The organism is Stenotrophomonas sp. Steno-C17 (assembly GCF_056393165.1).
The window spans coordinates 77,469-97,614 of the sequence record NZ_JBWJPD010000003.1 but is presented as its reverse complement, the minus strand read 5'-3'; the positions used below and the strand labels follow the sequence as shown (position 1 = coordinate 97,614).

Annotated in this window: 24 protein-coding genes; 18 read left to right on the top strand and 6 right to left on the bottom strand. The window is 61.2% G+C overall.

What is annotated here, in order from left to right:
- Positions 1-40: 40 nt before the first annotated feature.
- Positions 41-2,659, bottom strand: a complete 2,619-nt coding sequence (locus AC06FA_RS03730) for an AAA family ATPase (protein WP_478067180.1) — start codon at positions 2,657-2,659, stop codon at positions 41-43.
- Between the two features lie 180 nt (positions 2,660-2,839).
- Between AC06FA_RS03730 and AC06FA_RS03725 the strand changes: the two genes are divergently transcribed.
- A complete protein-coding gene (locus AC06FA_RS03725; RefSeq protein ID WP_478067179.1) occupies positions 2,840-3,550 on the top strand; it encodes a hypothetical protein in 711 nt (236 codons plus the stop codon).
- Positions 3,551-3,662: 112 nt separating this feature from the next.
- Here the strand turns inward: AC06FA_RS03725 and AC06FA_RS03720 are convergent, their stop codons facing one another.
- Positions 3,663-4,055 carry a helix-turn-helix domain-containing protein gene (locus AC06FA_RS03720; RefSeq protein ID WP_145513027.1) on the bottom strand — a complete coding sequence of 131 codons (393 nt, stop codon included), beginning with the start codon at positions 4,053-4,055 and terminating at the stop codon, positions 3,663-3,665.
- A gap of 110 nt (positions 4,056-4,165) precedes the next feature.
- Between AC06FA_RS03720 and AC06FA_RS03715 the strand changes: the two genes are divergently transcribed.
- The 3 genes from AC06FA_RS03715 (at position 4,166) to AC06FA_RS03705 (ending at position 5,947) form a co-directional block, all read left to right on the top strand.
- Entirely contained in the window at positions 4,166-4,987 is an 822-nt protein-coding gene (locus AC06FA_RS03715) for a hypothetical protein (protein ID WP_478067177.1), read from the top strand.
- A 1-nt stretch (position 4,988) separates the two neighbouring features.
- Positions 4,989-5,372, top strand: coding sequence for a hypothetical protein (locus AC06FA_RS03710; protein WP_049441146.1), 384 nt, complete (start codon positions 4,989-4,991; stop codon positions 5,370-5,372).
- A 74-nt stretch (positions 5,373-5,446) separates the two neighbouring features.
- Complete coding sequence (locus tag AC06FA_RS03705) at positions 5,447-5,947, top strand: hypothetical protein (RefSeq protein ID WP_232281411.1); 501 nt, start codon at positions 5,447-5,449, stop codon at positions 5,945-5,947.
- 21 nt (positions 5,948-5,968) lie between these two features.
- On the opposite strand, the gene AC06FA_RS03700 is transcribed toward AC06FA_RS03705, so the two are convergent.
- A complete protein-coding gene (locus AC06FA_RS03700; protein ID WP_478067176.1) occupies positions 5,969-6,751 on the bottom strand; it encodes a hypothetical protein in 783 nt (260 codons plus the stop codon).
- A gap of 76 nt (positions 6,752-6,827) precedes the next feature.
- Here AC06FA_RS03700 and AC06FA_RS03695 point away from each other — a divergent pair, with 76 nt between their 5' ends.
- Positions 6,828-8,036, top strand: coding sequence for a restriction endonuclease (locus AC06FA_RS03695; RefSeq protein ID WP_157635959.1), 1,209 nt, complete (start codon positions 6,828-6,830; stop codon positions 8,034-8,036).
- A gap of 31 nt (positions 8,037-8,067) precedes the next feature.
- Here the strand turns inward: AC06FA_RS03695 and AC06FA_RS03690 are convergent, their stop codons facing one another.
- The gene (locus AC06FA_RS03690) at positions 8,068-9,981 is read right to left on the bottom strand and encodes a type 4 pilus major pilin (protein WP_478067175.1); all 1,914 of its coding nucleotides are present in this window, start codon (positions 9,979-9,981) and stop codon (positions 8,068-8,070) included.
- A gap of 131 nt (positions 9,982-10,112) precedes the next feature.
- Here AC06FA_RS03690 and AC06FA_RS03685 point away from each other — a divergent pair, with 131 nt between their 5' ends.
- The 10 genes from AC06FA_RS03685 (at position 10,113) to AC06FA_RS03640 (ending at position 15,238) form a co-directional block, all read left to right on the top strand.
- On the top strand, positions 10,113-10,343 hold the full coding sequence (locus AC06FA_RS03685; protein ID WP_180862698.1) for a hypothetical protein: 231 nt from the start codon (positions 10,113-10,115) through the stop codon (positions 10,341-10,343).
- On the top strand, positions 10,340-10,585 hold the full coding sequence (locus tag AC06FA_RS03680; protein WP_180862699.1) for a hypothetical protein: 246 nt from the start codon (positions 10,340-10,342) through the stop codon (positions 10,583-10,585). Before AC06FA_RS03685 ends, AC06FA_RS03680 begins: the two co-directional genes overlap by 4 nt.
- Positions 10,582-10,980 carry a hypothetical protein gene (locus tag AC06FA_RS03675; protein WP_478067174.1) on the top strand — a complete coding sequence of 133 codons (399 nt, stop codon included), beginning with the start codon at positions 10,582-10,584 and terminating at the stop codon, positions 10,978-10,980. The genes AC06FA_RS03680 and AC06FA_RS03675 overlap by 4 nt, the downstream gene beginning before the upstream one ends.
- 267 nt (positions 10,981-11,247) lie before the next feature.
- Complete coding sequence (locus tag AC06FA_RS03670; protein WP_478067173.1) at positions 11,248-11,832, top strand: ParA family protein; 585 nt, start codon at positions 11,248-11,250, stop codon at positions 11,830-11,832.
- Positions 11,829-12,398, top strand: a complete 570-nt coding sequence (locus AC06FA_RS03665; RefSeq protein ID WP_478067172.1) for a hypothetical protein — start codon at positions 11,829-11,831, stop codon at positions 12,396-12,398. Before AC06FA_RS03670 ends, AC06FA_RS03665 begins: the two co-directional genes overlap by 4 nt.
- A 306-nt stretch (positions 12,399-12,704) precedes the next feature.
- Complete coding sequence (locus AC06FA_RS03660) at positions 12,705-12,929, top strand: hypothetical protein (protein WP_046433416.1); 225 nt, start codon at positions 12,705-12,707, stop codon at positions 12,927-12,929.
- A 338-nt stretch (positions 12,930-13,267) separates the two neighbouring features.
- Positions 13,268-13,498, top strand: coding sequence for a hypothetical protein (locus AC06FA_RS03655; protein WP_478067171.1), 231 nt, complete (start codon positions 13,268-13,270; stop codon positions 13,496-13,498).
- Positions 13,491-13,847, top strand: a complete 357-nt coding sequence (locus tag AC06FA_RS03650) for a hypothetical protein (RefSeq protein ID WP_046433437.1) — start codon at positions 13,491-13,493, stop codon at positions 13,845-13,847. The genes AC06FA_RS03655 and AC06FA_RS03650 overlap by 8 nt, the downstream gene beginning before the upstream one ends.
- Positions 13,848-14,336: 489 nt before the next feature.
- Positions 14,337-14,756, top strand: a complete 420-nt coding sequence (locus AC06FA_RS03645) for a hypothetical protein (RefSeq protein ID WP_049452734.1) — start codon at positions 14,337-14,339, stop codon at positions 14,754-14,756.
- Positions 14,757-14,917: 161 nt separating this feature from the next.
- On the top strand, positions 14,918-15,238 hold the full coding sequence (locus AC06FA_RS03640) for a hypothetical protein (RefSeq protein WP_180862703.1): 321 nt from the start codon (positions 14,918-14,920) through the stop codon (positions 15,236-15,238).
- A 4-nt stretch (positions 15,239-15,242) separates the two neighbouring features.
- On the opposite strand, the gene AC06FA_RS03635 is transcribed toward AC06FA_RS03640, so the two are convergent.
- Positions 15,243-15,674: a hypothetical protein gene (locus tag AC06FA_RS03635; RefSeq protein ID WP_180862704.1), complete on the bottom strand. Its 432-nt coding sequence runs from the start codon at positions 15,672-15,674 to the stop codon at positions 15,243-15,245.
- A 41-nt stretch (positions 15,675-15,715) separates the two neighbouring features.
- Positions 15,716-16,774, bottom strand: coding sequence for a hypothetical protein (locus AC06FA_RS03630; protein ID WP_414606808.1), 1,059 nt, complete (start codon positions 16,772-16,774; stop codon positions 15,716-15,718).
- Between the two features lie 1,086 nt (positions 16,775-17,860).
- On the opposite strand from AC06FA_RS03630, the gene AC06FA_RS03625 reads away from it, so the two are divergent.
- The 3 genes from AC06FA_RS03625 to AC06FA_RS03615 all read left to right on the top strand — a co-directional run bounded on the left by AC06FA_RS03625 (position 17,861) and on the right by AC06FA_RS03615 (position 20,134).
- Positions 17,861-18,220, top strand: a complete 360-nt coding sequence (locus tag AC06FA_RS03625) for a hypothetical protein (protein ID WP_478067170.1) — start codon at positions 17,861-17,863, stop codon at positions 18,218-18,220.
- A gap of 34 nt (positions 18,221-18,254) precedes the next feature.
- Positions 18,255-18,872: a hypothetical protein gene (locus AC06FA_RS03620; protein ID WP_478067169.1), complete on the top strand. Its 618-nt coding sequence runs from the start codon at positions 18,255-18,257 to the stop codon at positions 18,870-18,872.
- 68 nt (positions 18,873-18,940) lie between these two features.
- On the top strand, positions 18,941-20,134 hold the full coding sequence (locus AC06FA_RS03615; RefSeq protein ID WP_478067168.1) for a hypothetical protein: 1,194 nt from the start codon (positions 18,941-18,943) through the stop codon (positions 20,132-20,134).
- The last annotated feature ends 12 nt before the right edge of the window (positions 20,135-20,146 follow it).

Here is a 20,146-nt window from a genome sequence, read left to right as displayed (position 1 = left end):
AGCGATCCTCTGAGTAGCGGGGGCGGTGAATGGACCTGATCTACGAGTTGGGTTTGGCCGCCGCTTCCGCTCGTCCGTTAAAGTCCTTGATCCAGTCCAGCATCGTCTGCACGTCCGCCAGAAGCTCGTCCGGCGCTGGAAGCCACGTCGGCGTCTCCATGGACTGGGAGTGCTCGAATGCTGAGTATTTGGTCATCATGCTATTGATCAACGCGCAATCATCTGCCGTGATGGCATGCAAACGCTGAAGCACGTTTAGCGTTCTGACTTCTCGCCTGAAGCGATTGATGACGCCTGAGCAAAGGTCATCCTCAACGGATCGCTCCACCAGGATGCGGAAGTTGCTGCAAGACGCTTTGAGAAGGATTGCTCGGACGTCGGGGTCTTGCTTCTTGATTCCGACGATGCTGCTCTTGATATGTTCAAACCCTGTCTTGGGCTTGAGTGAGAAGGCGTCAATCGTTGTCGGCATGCCGGTGCTCGCGCCGTCGCGGCCGATGGCTACTGTGGTGACCTCTACCGGGGGGAGTGCCAGGTCAGCGCGCTGCTTTGCCGCGTTCCTCAGCAGGACCATCAGGGACAGCCGGTGGGTGAACACGATCACCTGCCGTTGCTCTGCCAAGCTAACCAAACGCCTAGCAACAGCTTCCTCATAGAGTTGGTCCAAGGATGAAATCGGGTCGTCGAAGATGACCGGGATGCCGCGATCGGCTCCCGTGGCATCGGCGAGGAACGCGGCCAACGCCACGATGCGCTGTTCCCCCTCGCTGAGCACCTCCCTGTTCTTCACCGACAACGCGGCGTCCTTCAACTCAATGAAAAAGCTGTAGACGCCTTTTCCCGAAGACTTGTGGTTCATGCGCACCGGGAGGCTGCCACCGCCCAAGCCGTCAAGCTCCGCGTTGAAGCGATCGCAATACCCTTGGGCTAGTTCCAGTTTCCCGATCTCGTTGCTTTTGGTCGTCAGTTGGGTCGTTTTCGTCAGAGGAAGGGCTTTCGCCACGACCGCCAGCTTCTTGAGTCGCTCTACCTCTGCCTTTATCGGCTCAACCTGACCAGACAACCATTCCTGCGCCTTGAGCTCCCGCAATCTGGCTTCCTGCTGGGCGCGGCCGACAGGGTCCGACAAGATGGCCAATGCTTCGCGTTGAGCTGTGATGGTGGCAGTGGAAGAGGCGAGCGCGCCGGTCCAGGGGGCCCAGTCCATTTCAGGAACCGCCGACAAGTCGCTTGCATTGCCCATCGCTTTGACTCTGGCGTTGATGTTCTGCGCCAACGCTGCGGCTTGCTCGCTGTCGAGGCCGACGGCCGCGCACTGCGCTAGCCAAGCGGGGTTTGATGCGTCGATCATCGCGGGCAGCGCCAAGGCTGCGAGGGCAGCCTCTGCCGCTTTGGCTTCGGTCTGAAGTGTCGCACTGAGATACTGATCAAAACTCTTGAGTCGATCCTTTCCGTCAGCGTCCAAGGGTTGTTGGCAGAGCACGCAACGCGCCCCGTCGTCCACGTGTGGATAGGCGTGCTGAGGGTAAGCGTGCCCCATTGAGTAAGCTTTGGCGGCCTCCCAGAGCTTCTCCCAGACTGCATCTCCAACGCCCTTCAACGGCATGCCTTCAATGAATGCAGTGGCGTATGCAGTCGCGGCTTGCCTCTTGTCCGCAGCGGTTCTACGGGCCGTGATCAGGCCAAGCGCTTTCTCGTCGCTCAAGGCTTCTGCAAGCTCACCCATGTTCTCGGCAAACTTGGACAGTCGATCCAGATCCGCAACGGCTTTTGCGTGGGCAACGGCAGGGTTGGCTTGGGCAAGCGCCGTCTCCAAGGCCAATCGCTCTTTGAGCAATGGGTCAGAAAAGGCGCAGGCCTTGTCGATTGCCTCATGATCGAGCGTTGGCTTCAGCGATTGGAGAAAGCCGCTCGCGGTCGACTGGCCGTGCTCGATCGGGATTGGGGGGAGATGGGTCTGGAGCTGGGCCGCTCGGGCTTCCAGACGTTCTCCAACCTTGTCAGCGATGGAGATTAACGCGCTGACGAAACGCATCGAACGGGGGAGGTAGGTGGCCTCGCTTGGGGTGTCGCCAAGCTCCATGGCGGTTGCGGAGTCGAACACTGGCACCGCATTGAGCTTGGGGTGGGGGCCTGACGCTGCGGTCCAAGCAAGGGTGCTGGCGGCAGATGATCCGTCGAGTGCACTGAACGTGGTGATGGCGACTTGAGCAGAAGCGGCTTGCGCCGCGCCGTCGAACACGTTGCGGTGGATGACCCCTTTGGCGCGAGCGCCACAGATGTGCTTCATCAGGCGCGCGTAGCCGGACTTTCCCGAACCGTTGCTGCCATAGACAACGGTCATGCCCTTTTTCGAAAGCCCCAGCACTGCGTCCGGTCCGATGGCGTTCACCCCGCGGATCTCGGACACGGAATCAATGCTCAATGCCCCAGCGGTGGGGGTTCCCAAAATAACGCCAGGTGCTAGTGCGGGATGCTTGGCTGGAAGGGTGTTGGCCGCCTCTTGCAGGCAGTGGTCGGTCAGGGCGTCGATTTCCTGAGCGTTCGGGGCGCGCCGGTCTCGCACCAAGCCATCGGCGGCCATGCGCAGCCAGCTTGGGCGGCCATTCAACCACTCTTCCAGCGTCGTGGGCGCAGCGGCCCCATTCTTGTTCGCCATCGGTCACTTCCCCTGTGAATGGCCAGAGCCAGGAAGGCTCCGTCCCCCTTCCTCAATATTGACGCGGGTCACATTTGGAGGCAAGTCGGTGTTGGTGCTAGGTGCGAGGGAGGAGGGGCTCAAGGATCGGCAAGGCTGGCCGATAACGGGGATTCGAGGCCGAATCAAGGACGTTGGGCAATGTCGACAGATGCACCGAGTTCCACCGTAAAAATGATGCCTCCCCTTCTCCGATGGGGGCTTTGTATTCTGGGTGTGGCGATGGTTGCGGGTGCCGCAGGCCTTTTCTATCATCCCGCCAAGCAAAGCTCGGTTGAGCTTGACGGAAGCTTGAAGCCGTTGAAGGTTGAGGTGCGTGAGATCGAGCCCTCGACGTTGAGTGCCGCGCTGTTGGGTGGCGGTGTGATATTGATCCTATTTGGAGCAAACGGGCTTCCTTTGCTGCGCTTTTCTGCCGCTGGCATTGTTGCAGAGACGCATCCGGTTGCAGAGATTGCCCAAAAGGTTCTTAAGGAAAACCCCGAACTCTTGCAAAACTCCGAACCGGTGAGATCCGGAGCTGAGTCACGCTCAACCCCAGACGAGGAGGGCGACGGGGAGGAAGAGCCGTCAGAAAGCCAGAGCGCGGCAGCAACCATTGAGCAAAACGGTATTAAGGTGAAGGTCTATGACCTTCGCAGTGTCCCATCTCGACTACTGGCCGATTCGATCTCAAAGTGGCCCGGCGGAAATCCGCCTGCAACTATTGATCAGTTTGAGTTTGCGTCCAAGCCGGAGGGCCGAGGCAACAAGTCTTGGACGGTGAAGTTTGGCGGGTTCGACCCACTTGTGGTGACCTACGGCGGAAACGGGAAGACGCGCGAAGCCACGGTTCGCTTTGCTACCAAGTGAGGGCGGAAGCTACTTCCTAAGCGACTCTGGGGGTGCCTTTTTTCCGGCGGTTGGTGATGGGGTGGAACATCTGCAGCTTTAAGGAAAGCTCGATACTAGGCGACAGCGCGCGTTACTCGGCCGCGGCTGTGGACTTGCCTTCAAGCAGTTTGGCGAATGCTTCGCGCTCTTGAGTCGGCAGCTTGACGAGCGCGTTCAACATATCCGCCAGGCGGGACTGCTGGGACACGCTCTCCATGCTCAGGGCGAGAATGGCTTCGGACATGCTTGGCGTCGTTGCGACCAAGTAAGCCGGTGGCACTTCCAGTGCTTCGGCCAGCTTGAAAAGGGCTTCCAGGCTGATCGACATCGATCCCGACTCGTAGCGGGAGATGCGCGCGGATGCAGTGTCTTTGTCCAACCCCATACGCACTCCAACCTCCCGTTGGCTCAATCCCCTCAGCTCGCGGGCTTGGCGCAGGCGCGCCGCCACGATCGCCCGGGGAGCGGACGGGGCTGCTGTCATGGGCTGAACGGATGCAGTGCAGGCATGCGGACAGGATGACGGATGACCTACGCCCCGGGTAGACTCTACGTGACACGTAAGTTGCAGGCAACCACGGCAAGGGGCAGGGCATGAAGCGTTGGACAGGGGGCATTTTCGCGGTTGCGTTGATGGTGTCGGCCGGGGCTCAAGCCCAAGAGGCAAAAGGACTGCTGCGGCAGATCGGGCAGGCGATCTCGGGGACGCCAAGGACAGTCAGTGAACGGGCAAGGAGCCCCTATTTGGAACCAGCGGGGACTTACTGGGACGACGGCGACCCTCCGGTGCTCGACGGCTACACCCGTATCCGTTGGGGCTTGGCGGCCACCGCGTCGGGTGGCTCCAAGATGTGCGAGGAAGACCTCTTCGCCGAGGCCAAGGCTGGCAAGGCCATGACGCCCGCCACGCGAACCCACTGCATTGGCTCGTGGGGGCACCAGTTCAAACGCGTAGGGCTGCAGGGCGACCCGGCGTCTGCGTTTGAAGCCAAGGCGCGGCAGATCGCCTCCACCGACGCGTTCTACCTGCGGCCCTACATCGACGTGGAGATCGACCCCAGCACCAACATTCTCCACGCCTACGTGCTGGTCATGAACCACGACTGGTATCCCCGTTCGCCTGACTTTCTTCCGACGGCTGTTATCGGCGCTTCGCCGTTGGGCAAGGGGAGTGCGGTGGTCGGGGTCGAGCATGGCGGGCGCTACCACGCCGCGCTGCGATTGAGGCCGGAAGACGCGGCCGAGCTGCGACGGGTGGGGCGCGACGCCACGGGAGATCGAATCTTTTTCAAGGTCGTGGAGGGCAGGTTGAAGCCCAACGGCCTGCCCGACATCGTTCTCCAAATCGACCGGCTGGAGATCGGCTACAAGACCCAGATCATCGGCATCACTCCTTCCAAAGACAAGGACGCATGACATGAAGCACGCAATGATCGTGGCCGCAGCAGCGGCACTTTTGACCCTGACGGCCTGCTCTGGCGACAAGGGCCCCACGAAGGAGGACGGGGTGAAGGTCGTGGAAGGCTTTTTCACCGAGCAGGGGAGGCAGGCAACCCTCCAGCGCTCTTGGCGGTTCGAAGTGACCGACGCGGGCGGCTTGGATCTCGACTGCGAGAAGAAGCCCAATGGGGATCAAGAATGCATGGTGGGCGGGTCGGTAAAAGCGCAGGGGTCCATCGGTGGCCAGCCCACCAAGCCCGAGCCAAGCACCCTCAAGCCGAAGCTGCGTGCACTGTTCCGCCCGCAGGGCGAGGGCTGGCAAGTGGTCGAAGTGACCGACGAAGGGACGTCTGCGGGCTAAACGGGCCGCAGTCCGCCGCTTGACTGCACGCCGGTCCCGATCAAGCGTGCAGCCATCCAACAGGGGAGGACCATATGAACCGCTATCCGCCGCAGCAAGTTGTGTATGCGCCGCCGGGCCCATCCGCGCTGATCCTCCCTAGCGTCATCTTGGGCCCGTTGGGCCTGGTTGGGCTGGCGGCCGGCCTGGAGGTGATGAAGCGCGACTTCTTCATCGGCGTGGTCTGTTGTGTGCCCGGTGCGCTCGTCTTCGCGTTTTTGGCATTTTGCCTGGCGCTCCATCTCCGGGCTCAGCGGCTCTGGGACTGGCACGTCCGAACGGGGCGGATGCCGTATTTTCGGAAGCACGGCTTCCTGAAAGGGGCGCTGCTCGGGGGCGGATTGGGCGTGGTGACGGTGGTGGCGGCCGCCGTTCTGGGGTTCAAGTATGCGGAGCATCCCCAGCTTGGGGAGATCGCTACCGCAGCGTTTTACTTGGCTTGGCTCTGGGGCGTGCTGTTGATCGGCGTGCTGGCCGTAGTGTTCGGGTGGGTCAAGCGGGCGTGGGATAGAACGGCCCTGCCGGACGCCCGATGAGCCAGCGCATGGACTGACATCTTAGGCGGGATGAGAGGTGAGCACCGAACCGTGTCCTTCGTGTGTCATTCCCAGTGTGACTTGATAGGACCGACCACGCACGTTCGTTTGGAACTCAAGCCAGTCGCCATAGGGCTTTGCCACTCGCGCAATGATCGTGCATTTGCGTTCATGAACGTAGCTGACCACTGCGCTGTAGGAAATCTCGTCGTAGGCGGTTCCGATTACGCTTGGCTCTTTGCCAAGAGTCTCGATTGCCCATTCGATCATTTGGGTAGTGCGGGCATCGTTGCGCCTCGGAGCGTTGATGGGGAGTCGGCGTTCGATTGGCGTGTGGAGGCTGCGATACTGTTCTTCTGTCAGATCAATGCTTGCGAACTTAGCTTTGTTTGCTGCGTCCAAGCGATCCCACATCTGGCAGACGAAATCGATGCTGCCGGACTGCTGCTCCACGAAAGAGGCGCCGTTCTTCTCCATCTCTGCTGCGAAGCCCAACAGGATTTCTAGAGACTGCCGAGTGTTGAGCATCACGCCCAAGTAAGCCTCCGGAACTCCTCTTCGCTGAGCCATCATCAGCAGCGCGCTGACAAACTCATCTCGCCGATCCTCGTTTTTAACCCAAGAGGGAAGGTTCTTCGGGCCCTCGCTGTCAATCGCTTTAAAGGCGATGTTCTTGTTGGCCTCCTGCATCCTTACTTTAGCTTTAAGGATGGCTTTCCCTACAAATACTGCACCGTAGACCAGTAGAGATAGGCCGCTGGTAGGGATCGCAAGGGCTAGCGCAATCAAGAAAAGGATTGTCATGTGCGTCCGAGGATGTGGAAAAAGATGTCGGTTGGGCGGAGTATACGTTCCAACTTTATCGGACGGCAGATATGTCGTGGCAACTTCATCTAAAAGTATCAAGGGTGCTCGAAAGTCAAGGGCCAAGCCGGATCAAGAGCTGGAGGATGTGGTTGCCCAAGCCAAGGCGATCACCGAGTCATGGGCAGAGCGCCACGACCTGTGGGGTGATTCTGGGCACAAGGATCCACTTGATCACTACGACACTGAGCCGGGTGAGGGTTCTTCCATTTTGACCCTCTGGTCCGAAGGTATGGTGGGGCGCTGCTTGAATGAAGGGATGGACGAGGCCGAGGAGCTCTACGCGGCATTGGAGTCCATCGGTGTATTCATTGAGCTAGATGACCACGTCACCGCCGGCTACTACCTCATTGACCAGGAGTCCGACCTTCAGAAGAGGTTCGACGAATGGGCTCGCTGGAGGTGGACCTGTCGGCTGATCGAGGCCGATACGGCGGATGTTTCCGGCGATATCTACGAATATTTTTCGAAGCGCCCAGATGACCTGTATCGGCTGAGTCCCCGTGCGTTCGAAGAGCTGATCAGCAGCGTGTTCACGGCCAGAGGCTGGCGGACTCAGATCGGACCGGGCAGCGCCGATGAAGGCGTGGATGTCCGAATGTGGATTCAATCCCCTTTGGGTGATGCCCTCACGCTGGTGCAAGCGAAGCGTTACGCCAAGCATCGTCCTATAGATCTTGATGCAGTGGCAGCCCTTGAGGCGCATAGCCTGCGGGAGAAGGCGGGCGGGTTGTTTGTTACTACGTCTCGCTACAGAAACGTCGCCAAGCGCTTTGCTAGCCGAAATAAGGACCTGATCCTCGCCGACTCATCGGACGTTGCATCTTGGTGCGAGGAGGCAAGCCAAGAGGCCATGAAGGCGAAGGCCAGGGCGCTAGCAATGACTTCGCTCGGCCCGCTGCTCGACGAGATTCGTTCCCGAGGCACGCATCCTGCGCTGGTCTTTTCCTGGAAGAGCTTCAGCTACCCGTGCTTCTGCATCGTTCTTCGAGAAACGCCGACAGGTGCTCTCCTTTTACCAATCCCTTCTCAAGCAACTCCGCCGGATGGCCTGGTTGGATATGTTCTCCCGGTGCTTGATGGGAGCTTGGTCGACCAGACACCGGGAAACGGCGTGTTCAGAGCGATTCGGCGCGAAAGCGAAGGCCGGGTCAGCTATTGGGGGAGTGGCGAGCTGTATGGTCGGTGGGATGGCAAGCCGTTGAGGTTTGATCTCTGCGACTGACCTATGGGCGGGGACGATGGTCCCCGGCACATCAGCTAGGCCCTCTGCATGTCAGCGTCAGCACCTGGTAGTCCACCCGCACTGGGTTGTAGAACTGCCGATACCAGTTGAACACGACGGTCTGGCCGACGTTGTGCTCGTTGCACGCAGGCAGCCCTTGCTGGGTGCCAAACCCGCCGTTGGGCGTGCATCCGGGCTGGCCCGTGCAGGTGATGTAGGGCGTCGAAGCCACCACCGACGACTCGGGCCACTCCCAGCGATAGGGATTGTTGCTCTTGCCCACTAGCTCCGATGCGCACGCTTGTCGGCACACGGCCAAGGACGTGCCGCCGCTGGTCCAGTTGTAGTCGCAGTAGTGCATGCCCATGTTGGAGACGCACTCAAAATCGTAGGAGTAGGCATAACGGATGTTCCCCGCGTCCGAAAGCGCGTTGCATTGCTCTTCGTAGAAGGCCGACTCGCTCACATTGGCGGGCCAGTTGCCGGGCATCGGTGCAGGCGTCTCCACCCGGTGGATGGGCACGTTGGCGATGGCCCAGTCCAGCTTTGCTTTCTCCGCTGGCGTCAGGCGCACCACCGCGTCGGGATACCAGTAGGAGATGCCACTCGAACCGGAGGGCGGCGGCACGTCCTGCCCATCGGCCGAGTGCCACGCCACGACCTGCAAGCTTCCATCGCTGCAGCGAGCGGCCGTGGGCTTGCATGTGTTGACCTCGTTGCGACGAGCCCCGGTATCCACCCAGTGGGACCAGCCGCCGTAAGTGGGGCCGGGCAGGGTCGTGGTGCCAAACGGGCAATGGGTAAACACGTCCCTCGACCGCACCTGCTGCCGTTCCCAGGTGTGCGTGCCGGTTTGACCCGACGGGCAGGCTTGCGACGTGGGGAGCCATTGATCGCGTTCCTCACGGGTGGTCCCCGGGCAGGCCTGGCAATCCCTCGTCGTCACGGCCGCCACCGTCTGGGCTTGAACCCACGCCTCGGGATGCTCCCACGCGGCGTCTGAGTTTGGATCCACGTCGCCGGGAGCGCAGACCTGGCGCGTGCGCACCGTCTCTGTGCCCCACGTGCCCGCCGGACAGCTCGCCCGGGCCGCCGAGCTTTCCGATTGCCGACACGGCACCAAGGCCGGCGGAGCTGGGCTGGGGACTGGCGTTGGGAGCGGCTGAGGCACCGGTGCGCTGGGCGCGGCCGGAAGCGGTGGAACTGCAGGGGAAGGCGCAACGCCAGGGCCCGGCGGCACGCTCCCAGCAACGCCTGGCACCGCATTGCTGACGCTGGGCGCGCTAGAAACGGGTCCAGCCGGGGGTGGCGTTGAGGGGCCATGGACGGCGGGCGCGGATGGCAGGGGAAGCGTGGGCACCACGGCGACCGACGAGCCGGCCACCATGCCCGAGTAATAGACGATCTCGACCACGGCCCCATCGGCCCCGCACGCCAATCCCAGCCCGGGGACGTCCAGGGTTCCGCCGTTGCCCAACAAAACACTGGTGTTGCCCACGATCACGTCCCGCACGTTCGCGTCGCCCGCGATGGTGGAGACGAACGACACGCAGGCCCGCGCAGGAAGCCCGGACAGCCCCACGGTGAAGGCATCCCCCGCCAAGCGCACCGTGGCCGGGGACACGGTCACGGCTCCGCCCCAGGCGTTGCTCATGGTCGCTGCGATGCCTTGGCGGAAGTCGGTGGGGGCCAGCCCATCTTCAAGCACGTTCAACGTGCTGACGCCGCGGAACGAGCCGACGACGCCATGGGACCGATCAACGCGGCTGGCCAGGTCCCGAACGTTCTCGACGTCCGACGCAACCTTCACCCGGGTGGTAACGCGGGGGTAGACCCAGAACGCGGCGGCCCCCATTGCGGTGGCAATCCCCAATGCGAGCAGCAACTCGACCAGGCCAAAGCCGGGGGCGGGCAAACAACGGCGAGGGCGGGCATACGGTGTCATGCATTTCAGCATGCGACACAACCGCGTTTTGACAAGCCCTGACGGCAGTTCTTGATTTTAGTCAAAAATCTTTCAAATCAATGGGTTGACAAAGGTTGGCGATGTGGTTGGATCGTGGTAGAAGCGGTTTAATGGGTAAACCGACCTACCCACAAAAAGAGAGTGAAGACATGAAGATTCATCCCGTCGAGCCTGCTGCCAGCACCGACCTGGCGCATTTCCAACTCCACACCGCCGCGCGGTTCCTGGACCGCACCAATGGCCTCAATCAGCTGGCCGACAAGCACCGCAGGATCCAGCGCTTGGCCACCCGCGCCCGCCATGAGCGGCGTTGGAAGAAGGAAGAGGAGCGCTTCGCATGAGCCTTTTGAACATGGCCCTGCTGTTTGTCGGTCTCCTGGGCACCACGGTGTTCTACCAGGACCTGGTCGCCAACCCCATCGCCGCTGGGCGCGCCCTGGTGCGCTTCTATCAACTGCCGGCGGAGCATCGCCAAGGAAGCGTTCTGCAACAGGTTTCCAAGGCGTGGTGGAGCATCGTGCTGGTGCCGTTCTACGTGCTGGTGGCCCTGGTGCTCATCGGGGTTTTGGGAGGTGGGCAATGAGTGCCGGGACTGAAAGCCTCATCAGGGCCATCCAAACCAACGACCCGCTGGCGTTTTATGGGTGGCTGCGCACACTCAAGGGGACGCCCGACCTGGACGCTGGCGTGGCCGGCGATCCTGGTATCACCGCGTTGGCCGTCGCCTCCCTCATGTATTCCAAGGCCATCCAGTCGGACCCGGTCCTGGCGACGCGTTATGCGGCAATGATTGAGGCGCTTATGGACGCCGGGGCCAATCCGCTGGTTCAGATCGGGGAGCGGTTCGTGGTGCGACGGGGCACACTGGGAAGCTGGAGCGGCGCCAGGTGTCAGCCGGCCGAAGCCTGGCGGAGGCCTGCGGGGGCGTTCTGTGCCCGGCAATGCAGGCATGGTTCGCACGCCATACCGCGGATTTGATGAACACCCACCTTCACCGCTACCACCCAGCGTTCATCAAGACTCAGCAACCGGTCGCTGAAGAGGTTTGAAGCGCGTGCCGGCGGCTACTCGCCGCCGAAAGGCGTCGTGGGAGAAGGGGCGGGGAGGGCCACGGCTCCCGCCGCGGCCTGGGTCGCTGAATCCCGGACGTCTGCACGGCGAAAACCCTCTGGATGCAGAGGCCCTTGCGGGATTAGGTTTGCAGCCTAGTGTGTTGCATGACCTACCCATAAAAGGATCTCTATCATGCGTCTCGTCGTCTGTTGTTTCAAAGGGGGCGTTGGAAAAACGACGCTTTCGCTCAATCTTGCTGCGCTCTTCGCCTCCCGACACCGAGTTTTGGTGAACGACCGAGATCCGCACTGCTGTTCTGTTGCCTGGGCCGCGCTTTCCGACGAAACCCCATTCACCGTGGGCCGTTCGGCCTCCCCCGGGTTCGACTTGGAAATCCAAGACCTGCCGCCCAGCGCCCCAGTGAAAGATCAGCTTCCGGATGGCGACCTCTACATCGTTCCCACTCTGCTCGACGGCGGGAGTTACGTCGTCTACCTGCATACCATCGAGACCCTCCGGAAGCAGGGCAAGGCCTTCCTGCCGGTGGCCAACCGGGTCAACATCAAGCGGGCTGAACACCGCCGGCGGCTGGAAGACCCGGAGCTGGCCGGGGCCATCGTCATCCCCGAGCGCGCTGCGCTGGGAAGCTTCTATGAGCTGGGGGAGACCGTCTTTTCCATGCGCGGCGCGGGCGTGGCTAAAGCCCGAGAAGATATATTGCGGGTAGGTCAGGCTATCCAAAAAAGATTGGCCAACCCGGGCCGGGGGAATGCATGATGGACATCCCAATGCTGCCCCTGCCGGACCTCATGGCTGCCAAGAAGACCCCCGCCAAGAACGCCGTTGCCAAAGCCCGCAAAGACCTGTCCAAGGCCGCGAAAGTGGTCCACGCCAAGCCGCAACGCACGTATGCGCCGCTCATTGATCTGGACCAGTTTTCCGAAGAGCAGCTGGCAGAGCTGATGGTGGCTGCAGGGGACGCGCCTGGGCGGAAGACCTACTTCGACTACAGCGAAGAGCAGCCGTTTACTCGGTCGGGGAAGAAGGTGTATCTCGAAGTGGGCCGCGGTAGCCAGATGTTCGATTACCGGGACGTCAACGGCGTCAGGACCGAGCGAACGATGGTGACCGTGCCGCCCAAGCTCCGCGATCAGCTCCAGGATTTGACGGGAGAAGAGAGCCCGGTGATCACCACTGCGATCATCGCCTTGGCGTCCTGGGCCTGCCAGGAACTAAAAAGGAGCAAGCGGCGCTTGGTGGTGGCGACGGCGACCGACGACCTGGATCCGGTGCGGAAACAGGTCCGGAAGGCGATTGTGGGGCGGGCGAGGAAACAACGGTAGCCCTGGGTTGGTAGTGAACGACAGGCGGCCATCGGCCGCCTTTTTTATGGCTGGCGGCGGGTGGAAAGAGCAACGGCAAAAGCGGCATGGGGAAAAGGCGGGTGGGGCCTCGGCTTCCGCCGAGCCCGGTGCTTGGCTGGAAGTGTGAGGCGTTTCAGGGTTTTCGTGTCTTTTGCGGTTGCCCGTCACTTCTGCACTTTAGTCAAATAAATGTGTTGTTTTCGGGTTTACATTTTTACGCTCTGTCGTAGCCTGGATTTGTAGGGAGGCAATACCGCTGACCTGAAAACCAAACAAGGATTCATCATGAAAACCCCTCGCCGCCAAACCCTCGAAAACCGCGCCGCCCGTTTGGGACTGCGACTCTCCGAAGCTGGGCTCCACGTCAAAATGGAAGCCGCCAACAACTGCGAAGCCATGCCGCGGTGGGAGCTTTCGGACGGGAAATACCAAGACAGTCTTTGCGGGTATGCCACCCTGGCCGAGGTTTCCGAGGCGTTGGATCACAAGGAAATCATGGCAGAGCTATGAGCAGGTCCTACGCCATCCCTGGGGTGGTAGTGAAAGACAGGCGGCCATCGGCCGCCTTTTTTATGGCTGGCGGCGGGTGGAAAGAGCAACGGCAAAAGCGGCATGGGGAAAAGCGTTGTGGAGGAAAGGCGGGTGGGGCCTCGGCTTCCGCCGGGCCCAGTGCTGGGCTGGGAATGTGAGGTGTTTCAGGGTTTTTGTTTCTTTTGCGGTTGCCCGTCAGTTCTATACTTTAGTCAAATAAATGTGTTGTTTTAGGGTTTACATTTTTGGGGTCTATCGTAACCTGGATTCATAGGAAGGTAATACCGCTGACCGAAAAAGCCAAAAAGGTAATCATCATGGAACTCATCATCAATAGCCGTAAACTCAACCGCACCATCACTTTCTCTCGCCCTGGCCGTTCCTACATCTACGCTGATTTGAATGGTCAACCAGGCACCCTCGGTGAGCAGATCTGCGATAGCAATGGCTACACCCATTCCTACGAGGGCGAAGATCAAGAAGGGTTTGAGAAGGTCTGCCGCCGCTGGTATCGCTCCCACGTCCGGGATGAGCTCATCAATGGCTAAGGGATACGCCATCGCCCCCAAGCAGCCGGTTCCCCGCCGGCTGCCCACGGTTCGCATTGCCCCGGACAAGGCGGCCGCATTCCGGGCTCTCGCTCGCCAGCAGGGGCTCACGGCCAGCAGTGCATTGGCTGCCCTGGCGGCCGCCCATGCCGACATCCGCCAGCCGTTCGGGCCCCGGGTCCGTGCCCAGCATGGGCCTGATGGGATGCGCTACGGCGCGGTGCTGCCCGATCCCAAAGTTTCTGAAGAGGTGGCCAAGAGCCTGATCCAAGACGCACGAGCTGCTAGGATCTCGCTGGGCGAGGCGATGCGGCAGTTGGTTGACCGGTGCCTGGAGCAGAGCAGGTGAGGCGGGGAACAAACGGGGGAGGGGAAGCGGCGGCCTGAGGGTCGCCTTTTTTATGCCTGCAGTCTGGCGATGCTGGGAGAAAAGGGGGGGGCGCCCCTTTGGGTGGTGGCTGGGTTTTTGGGATGTGGGAGAGTTGAGCGGTGGCTGGGGCGGAAGCCCCGGCCCATGTCCTAACCTCCCCGGAGGGGGCTTTTCAGGCGCGGCCCCGGGCCGCGTTCTTTTGAGATCTAGGAGAGAGAAGGCAACGGCAAAAGTGGCTCAAAGCAAAAGCGCATTGGGGGAAGGGCGGGGGGCGGGGTTTCTGCCGGCCCCAGCGCTGGGCGGGAAATGTGAGGTGTTTCAGGGTTTTTGTGTTTTCTGCGGTTGCCCGTCAGTTCTGCACTTTAGTCAAATAAATGTGTTGCTTTCGGGTTTACATTTTTATGCTCTGTCGTAACCTGGATTTGTAGGGAGGCAATACCGCTAACCTGAAAACAAACAAGGATATTTATGAAGATTCACACTCTTGCGACCGACGGAAGCCAAGTTATCGCTATCACCCAAGCTGCTTCCAGCGGTGGGAAGTATGGGCATCCTGTTATGCTTTCTGCGATTCGTTTTGACTTGACTTCATTCGATCAAGTGATGGAAGAGTTGAATAAGAACGGCCATCGCCACGAAAAGAGCTTCGAAGTGATCGAGCGCTGGAGGGTGGACGCCAGGAATCAGGGACCTCGCTCCCGCTTCGGCCAAACCTTGGCTGCTCTGCGTGAAGAGGTCGGTGACAATCTGAAGGGCAACGTGCTCTTCGCGACAGAGGACGAAGAAGAAGATCCGGTGGAATCGTTCAAGCCAATGACTCGCGCTATTGGCCTCGATATCGCTTTGCCTGCCGCCAGCTCCGCAGCCCGCCAGCCGGTGCGCTTTTGACGGCACACTACGAAGCCAAGCCCACGAAGCTTAAGAAGAGCCCCGGTAAGCCGGGGCTTTTTGTTGGGCGGGGGCTAGGGAGGCATAGAAGCAAGAGCGGCCAGGGTGCCGCCTTTCTTTTGTCTGCTCCCCCGTCACCGCTCACCCCATACCCTCCCAGCATGCCTCCCCTCATCACACCAGACGGCCGTTACCTCATCGTCCGCGGGCGCCTCTGGCGAACCACCAACCCGGGCCTAAGCGAGCCGCAGAGGGAGCGACTGGTCCACGAGCTGATGGACGCCCGGCGTGCCGTGAAGTCAGCAAAAGCCAATCAGGATGGGGAAGCACTCGCCGCCGCCCGGCGCGCCGTGGACAGCGCGAAAACGGGCTTGGGCGAACGTGGCCCGGTGTGGTGGACCGATGGGGAGGGGGATTGGAACAGGTGCTTGGTGAAGAACACGCCCTATGCAGGGTGGTTCTTGACGATCATGCGCAAATAACAGTCTAGGAGTGTCCTTTCGAATGACATTTGCAGAAAAGGCTTAGGGATACGTGGGAAATAAGCAAGGCAGTGATGATGTTTGCGGTTGCTTCTCCAAAGGCATCTTTGAGCGCATCTGCGACCTCTCTGGCCAAGACGATGACAGGTAAGCCCAGTTTGTTGCAGATTTTTAGTCGATTGCAGACTAGGTCTCGGATCTTGTCGCCGATTTCAGAAGCCTCTTTCAGATGCTTCGAGATGACTCGGTAGGCACCGTTGCGTAGGCGGTTGAAATCTTTCCACTCCATCGTAGCAACGGAAGCGGGATCTGATACGGCGCGAGCCCAGTTTGGCTTCGCCAGCAGTGGAGCGACATCGACGTGCTCGCTCATCTCTCTGACATACATCAAAGAAAGCTCAAACTTGCTGAGGTGAATAAGTTTTTCTAACTGCATCTGCAATCCCTTGCCTTGTGGTGGTAGTTATTTGTGGCGCGTTACGCGCCCCGCGTCAAGCTCTCGTTCTCCAGGCGCGCCCAGTCCACTCCTAACTGCCTCACCTCATCCCCCCACGCCCGGTATTCGTCCAGCGGCATCGGAGCCTCCAACCCGCGCTTCACCCGCTCCAGGTATTTGCTCTTCCTAGCCATCGCTTCCCGATACATCAGCTCGGCTTCCTCCACCCGGTCAGCACGCTTGGCGGCCTGCAGCTGGGCCAGCCGGCGAACCGAATCCGGGTTCGTGGACAGCACGCGGGGGGCATGAGGCAGGGCCGGACCGCCGGTCATCGGGACGCGCTTGTGGTTGCTCACCGGGTCCATCACACGGTGGCGCCAGCACTCCCGCCAGTCGTCATCGTCCACCTGGCCATCGCCCGGCACCTCAAGCGGCACGACGATCCCATGGGCCTCAATGAGCGCCCACACGGCCCCCAGGAACGCGTCCACCGGAAGCCGCAGAAGGGTCGTCTGGCCCTCTGACAGCACCTCGCCCCCGTCCCTTAGTCGTAACGCCAGCAGGGCCTCACCAACGGCGAACGGATCCCCGTGTCGGGTGCTCCAGCCCACCAGGCACACCCGTTCCCTATCCACCTCACCCGACCAGGCATAGACCCGGAAGCGGGGCTTGTCGAAACGAGAGCCTAGGTGGGCCATCACGCGCTCACGCTTGGAGTGAGGGCTCAACGGGGTGAAGTGGTTCTCTGCATACAGCAACGCAGAGCGCCGACGCTCCAGCAGCAAGGCCACCCGGTCAGGGTCCGCCGACGCTTGCCAGTCCGACCAGCTCACGACATCGCGCAGGCCCTTGGCAGCAGCGCAGGGACGGCAGGCAGGCACCCAGTTTTCCACCACGCCAGCGGGGCCGCCCAGTTGAGCGGGCACCAGTGGCGTAGCCGTCCAGGACTTGGGAGAGGCCAGGTCCAGCGGAGTGGAGCAGAAGGCGCAGGCGTTGCCGAACTCGGCCAAAACAGCTTTGCGTTGCCAGCCGTTGGCCTTGCCTTCCAGCGGGGCATCGGCTCGGGCAATGGCATCCAAGAAGGGGGTCAGCTCAAGCACGGAACACCCCCCAGTCGTTCAACGCAGGCCCAGCAACCGGATCGCGGAACGGGGGCAGTGGGGCGTTGCAGGAGCCTGAAAAAGATTTGACTAAAACGCTATGCCGAGCCTGTCGAACCTCCCCAGCTACCGCCGATCCAAAACCCATAACCTGCTTGCCCGATCTATTCCCAGCCCAGCACTGGACCCCCAGCCGCTGATCGAAGGCCGGGGGACAGCGAACGAGAGCAAGGTCAGACCGCTTGACTAAAACGGATGGGGTCAGTGTTTCCAGGGTATGCGAACCGAGCGCGAGAACCCCCGCACTCGGCCATCCAAACCCCCAAGCAGAGTTGACTAAAACGGATGGAGACAGGGCTTTCCGAATACCCCGGCAGCGTGACTGAACCCAGCCACTCACGGGATCCCATGCTGGCCTCCGCTTGACTAAAACGAACTGGGGCAGGGTGCGGAAGTGGGGAAAACGGAGGTCCCGGATTTTTGAGGCAGGGGGGGCGGAGTCGGTGGGGACGTGGGGAGCTGGCTGGGTGGGGAGGGAGGCTGCGGGGGCTGGCAAAAACTTTTTTGAGCGGCTGGGCGTGGCGGGGGCGAGGGGCATAGGGGTCTCCGGGTTCGTTGAGGATTGGGGCTTTCCTAAACTTCTACCGGGGAAAAGCGGAAGCGCAAGATCGGTGGAGCGAAAACTGGGGGGGGACTGCGGGGAAAGAGGTTGGCTGCCCATTCACCGTTCAAGGTTTTCCGAAGGGTGAAGGGAGTAGGCCATACACAAGTCGCACCTCCGATGGGTTCCGGCTTGGCTAGAAACGCTGCGCGTTTCCACCCGCCCAGGCCTTGCTGCGCCTTGTTTTCAGTCTTGGCTAACAACTTGGCCAACCGTTCGGCTGAAAAATGGCCGGCACCCCAGCAAAACAGAAGAAAATCGGCTTAGCCCACTTGCGCTTCCAAAAACTCCTGCTAATCCATGGGTATGGATTTTTCTTTGCAGGGGGTTAAGTGGGTCGTCCGTCGCTTCTAACCAAATCTTTCAGCATCGCTCCCGATGAGTTGGAGAGCGCGCGGTATTGCGCGAAAGAGCAAGGCGTTTCCTTGAACAAGTATTTGCGCCTGGCGGTCTTGGAAAAGAACCGGGGCGTGGTTCAGGGGCTGGAGGCGTCCGATGCGTTGGGCGACATCCGAGCCACGGTCCGCGAATCCGAAACCCGGAATGCCATGGCCCTAGAAAGCCTGATGGCGGACCTGCGAGCCGAGCAGAGCGCGGCGCTCCAGGCAACCGAGGAGCTGGTGGTGAAAACCCTTCAAGCGTTTTCCCAGTTCCTGGCCCAGCAAGACCCCGACGCCGAGGTTCCGGGAAAGGCAGCGCCGAAGAAGGCACCAGCCCGCTCCACGACCCAACCCACCCCTTCAGACACCAGTGCGGATTGGCGGCGTCACGCCAACCGCTCCTAACCCTTTTCCCACTACCTCATAAGGAGGCATACCCATGAAGCGTTTCATCCTCACTCTCTCCATTGCCGCATTGCTGGCCCCCGGGCTTTCGTTTGCCCAGGACGCCACCCAGCCCGAACCCCAGAAGAAGACCGACAAGCTGCGCATCTTCAAGGCCGGCGGCATTGGCTGCCTGGCCGGCGGTGGCCTGGCCCTCATCACCGGTAACAAGAAGCAGGCAGCTGCCGCTTGCCTGGCTGGGGGCGTGGTCGGAGGCGTTGCGTCATTTCGGGCCCAACTCAACGAAGCGAAAGAAGTTGCTGACGCTGCGAAAGCCGCAGGCTTGGACGCGCAAATCAGCACTAAGGAAGTGCAGAGCGCGGACGGCCAGGTCGAGGCATTGGACGCTTTGACGATTCGCTACAACCCCCGGGACATGCAACCGGTGAGCCAAAAGACCGCTGCCACTCTGGACAAGCTCGCCGGGTTGCTAAAGGCCTCGAAGAACCAGTTGACGATCCGCTTTGAGGGCGGGGACCTCGCGGTGTGCCCGACCCCGGTGGAGGAGCTGTATCGCCGTGGGGCGCTGACTGCTCATCGCTCGGTTGTGGCATGCGGGGAGGATAACGAGCCCTTCCTCATTCGTGTGACGCCAATCCCTGACGTTCGCTAAGCCAACCGAGAGCTGGGGGGCGAAAGCCCCCTGGCTCAAATCTTTTCTTTAAACGCCTGGAGGACCCGATGAGCAACACCCCACAAAGCCCCGAAGAGCTTCGCCGTCTCCAGGAGTTGGCCGAGCTTTTTGATGACGACACCGCGCCCTCGCCCGCCACCACCACTCCGCCCACAACGCCAAGCGGCGGTAGCGAGGTGTTGAACGCTGCCAAGCATTGGGGCCGTGCCCTCGGGCGCAAGACCAAGAAGCTGACGGAGAAGGCTGTCGAGAAGACCAAGGAAACCCAAGAGGCCTTGGCACGTAGAGCAGAAGAAGCCAAGGCACGCAAGGAAGCCGCGGCAGCCAAGCAGGCGCAGCAACAGCAAGAGCAAGAACAAGCCGAGCGGGAGGAAGCTGCGGAGCCATCCGCCCGTGCGCAGCCGATGGACGTGTTCGCCCCCGAGCCGGTTTCGGAATCCACAACGGTTGCACCGGACGGGCCCAGCCGGGCCTACGAGCCGCTGGTTCCGGTGGTCGTTGTCGAACCAGAAGCCGTAGAACCGAAAACGCCGGACGTGCTTGCGGAAGAGGAGGCAGTGAAGCCGGCGGACCTTTCCGTTGCTTCGGAGGCAACAGAAGACGATGAGGCGTTGCCCCCGTCCACGCCCGCGCCTCATGTCGCGGACGCGGCAGCGGTTCAACCGGAGCCCTCGCCAGCGCATGCCGCCCCTGCTGGCTCGACCTCAACAACGATCAGCCGCAAGAAGGGTTGGTCAATCGTCGTTGTGGCCGGCGTCGCCTGCCTGGTGCTGGGTGGGGGGATTGCTTGGTGGGTCACTCGCGACACCGGGAAAAACGAACCCGCTCCCACTGCGGCTCCTGCGTCTGCGGTGGCTGCGCCTGTTTCAAGGCCGGCAGTGCCGGTCCCTGAGGTTAAGCAAGCGCCCCCTGTTTCGGCTCCTGAACCCGAGCAAGCGCCGGTTGCAGTCGAAGCGCCACCCGCGTTGCCGGTTGAGAAGGGCGCCGTGCCTGCTCTCGCAGAAGCGCCCAGGGCGGCAGCACGGGCCGAGGCTCAACCGGTGAAGAAAGGCGACAAACGCGCTCCTGAGGAAGTGAAGAGGCCGAGGGCAGTGGTTGTCAAAACGACGTCTTCGGCAGGCGTAGGAGCAACGCCCGCAGCTAATAAACCAGCGGCTGAAAAGCCCCGGGAAGAAACGAAGTGGCAGGAAAAGGCAGAAAGCGACATGGACGCCTGGGCAAAGAAGGCTGGAATCAACTAACCCCCTTGCGCA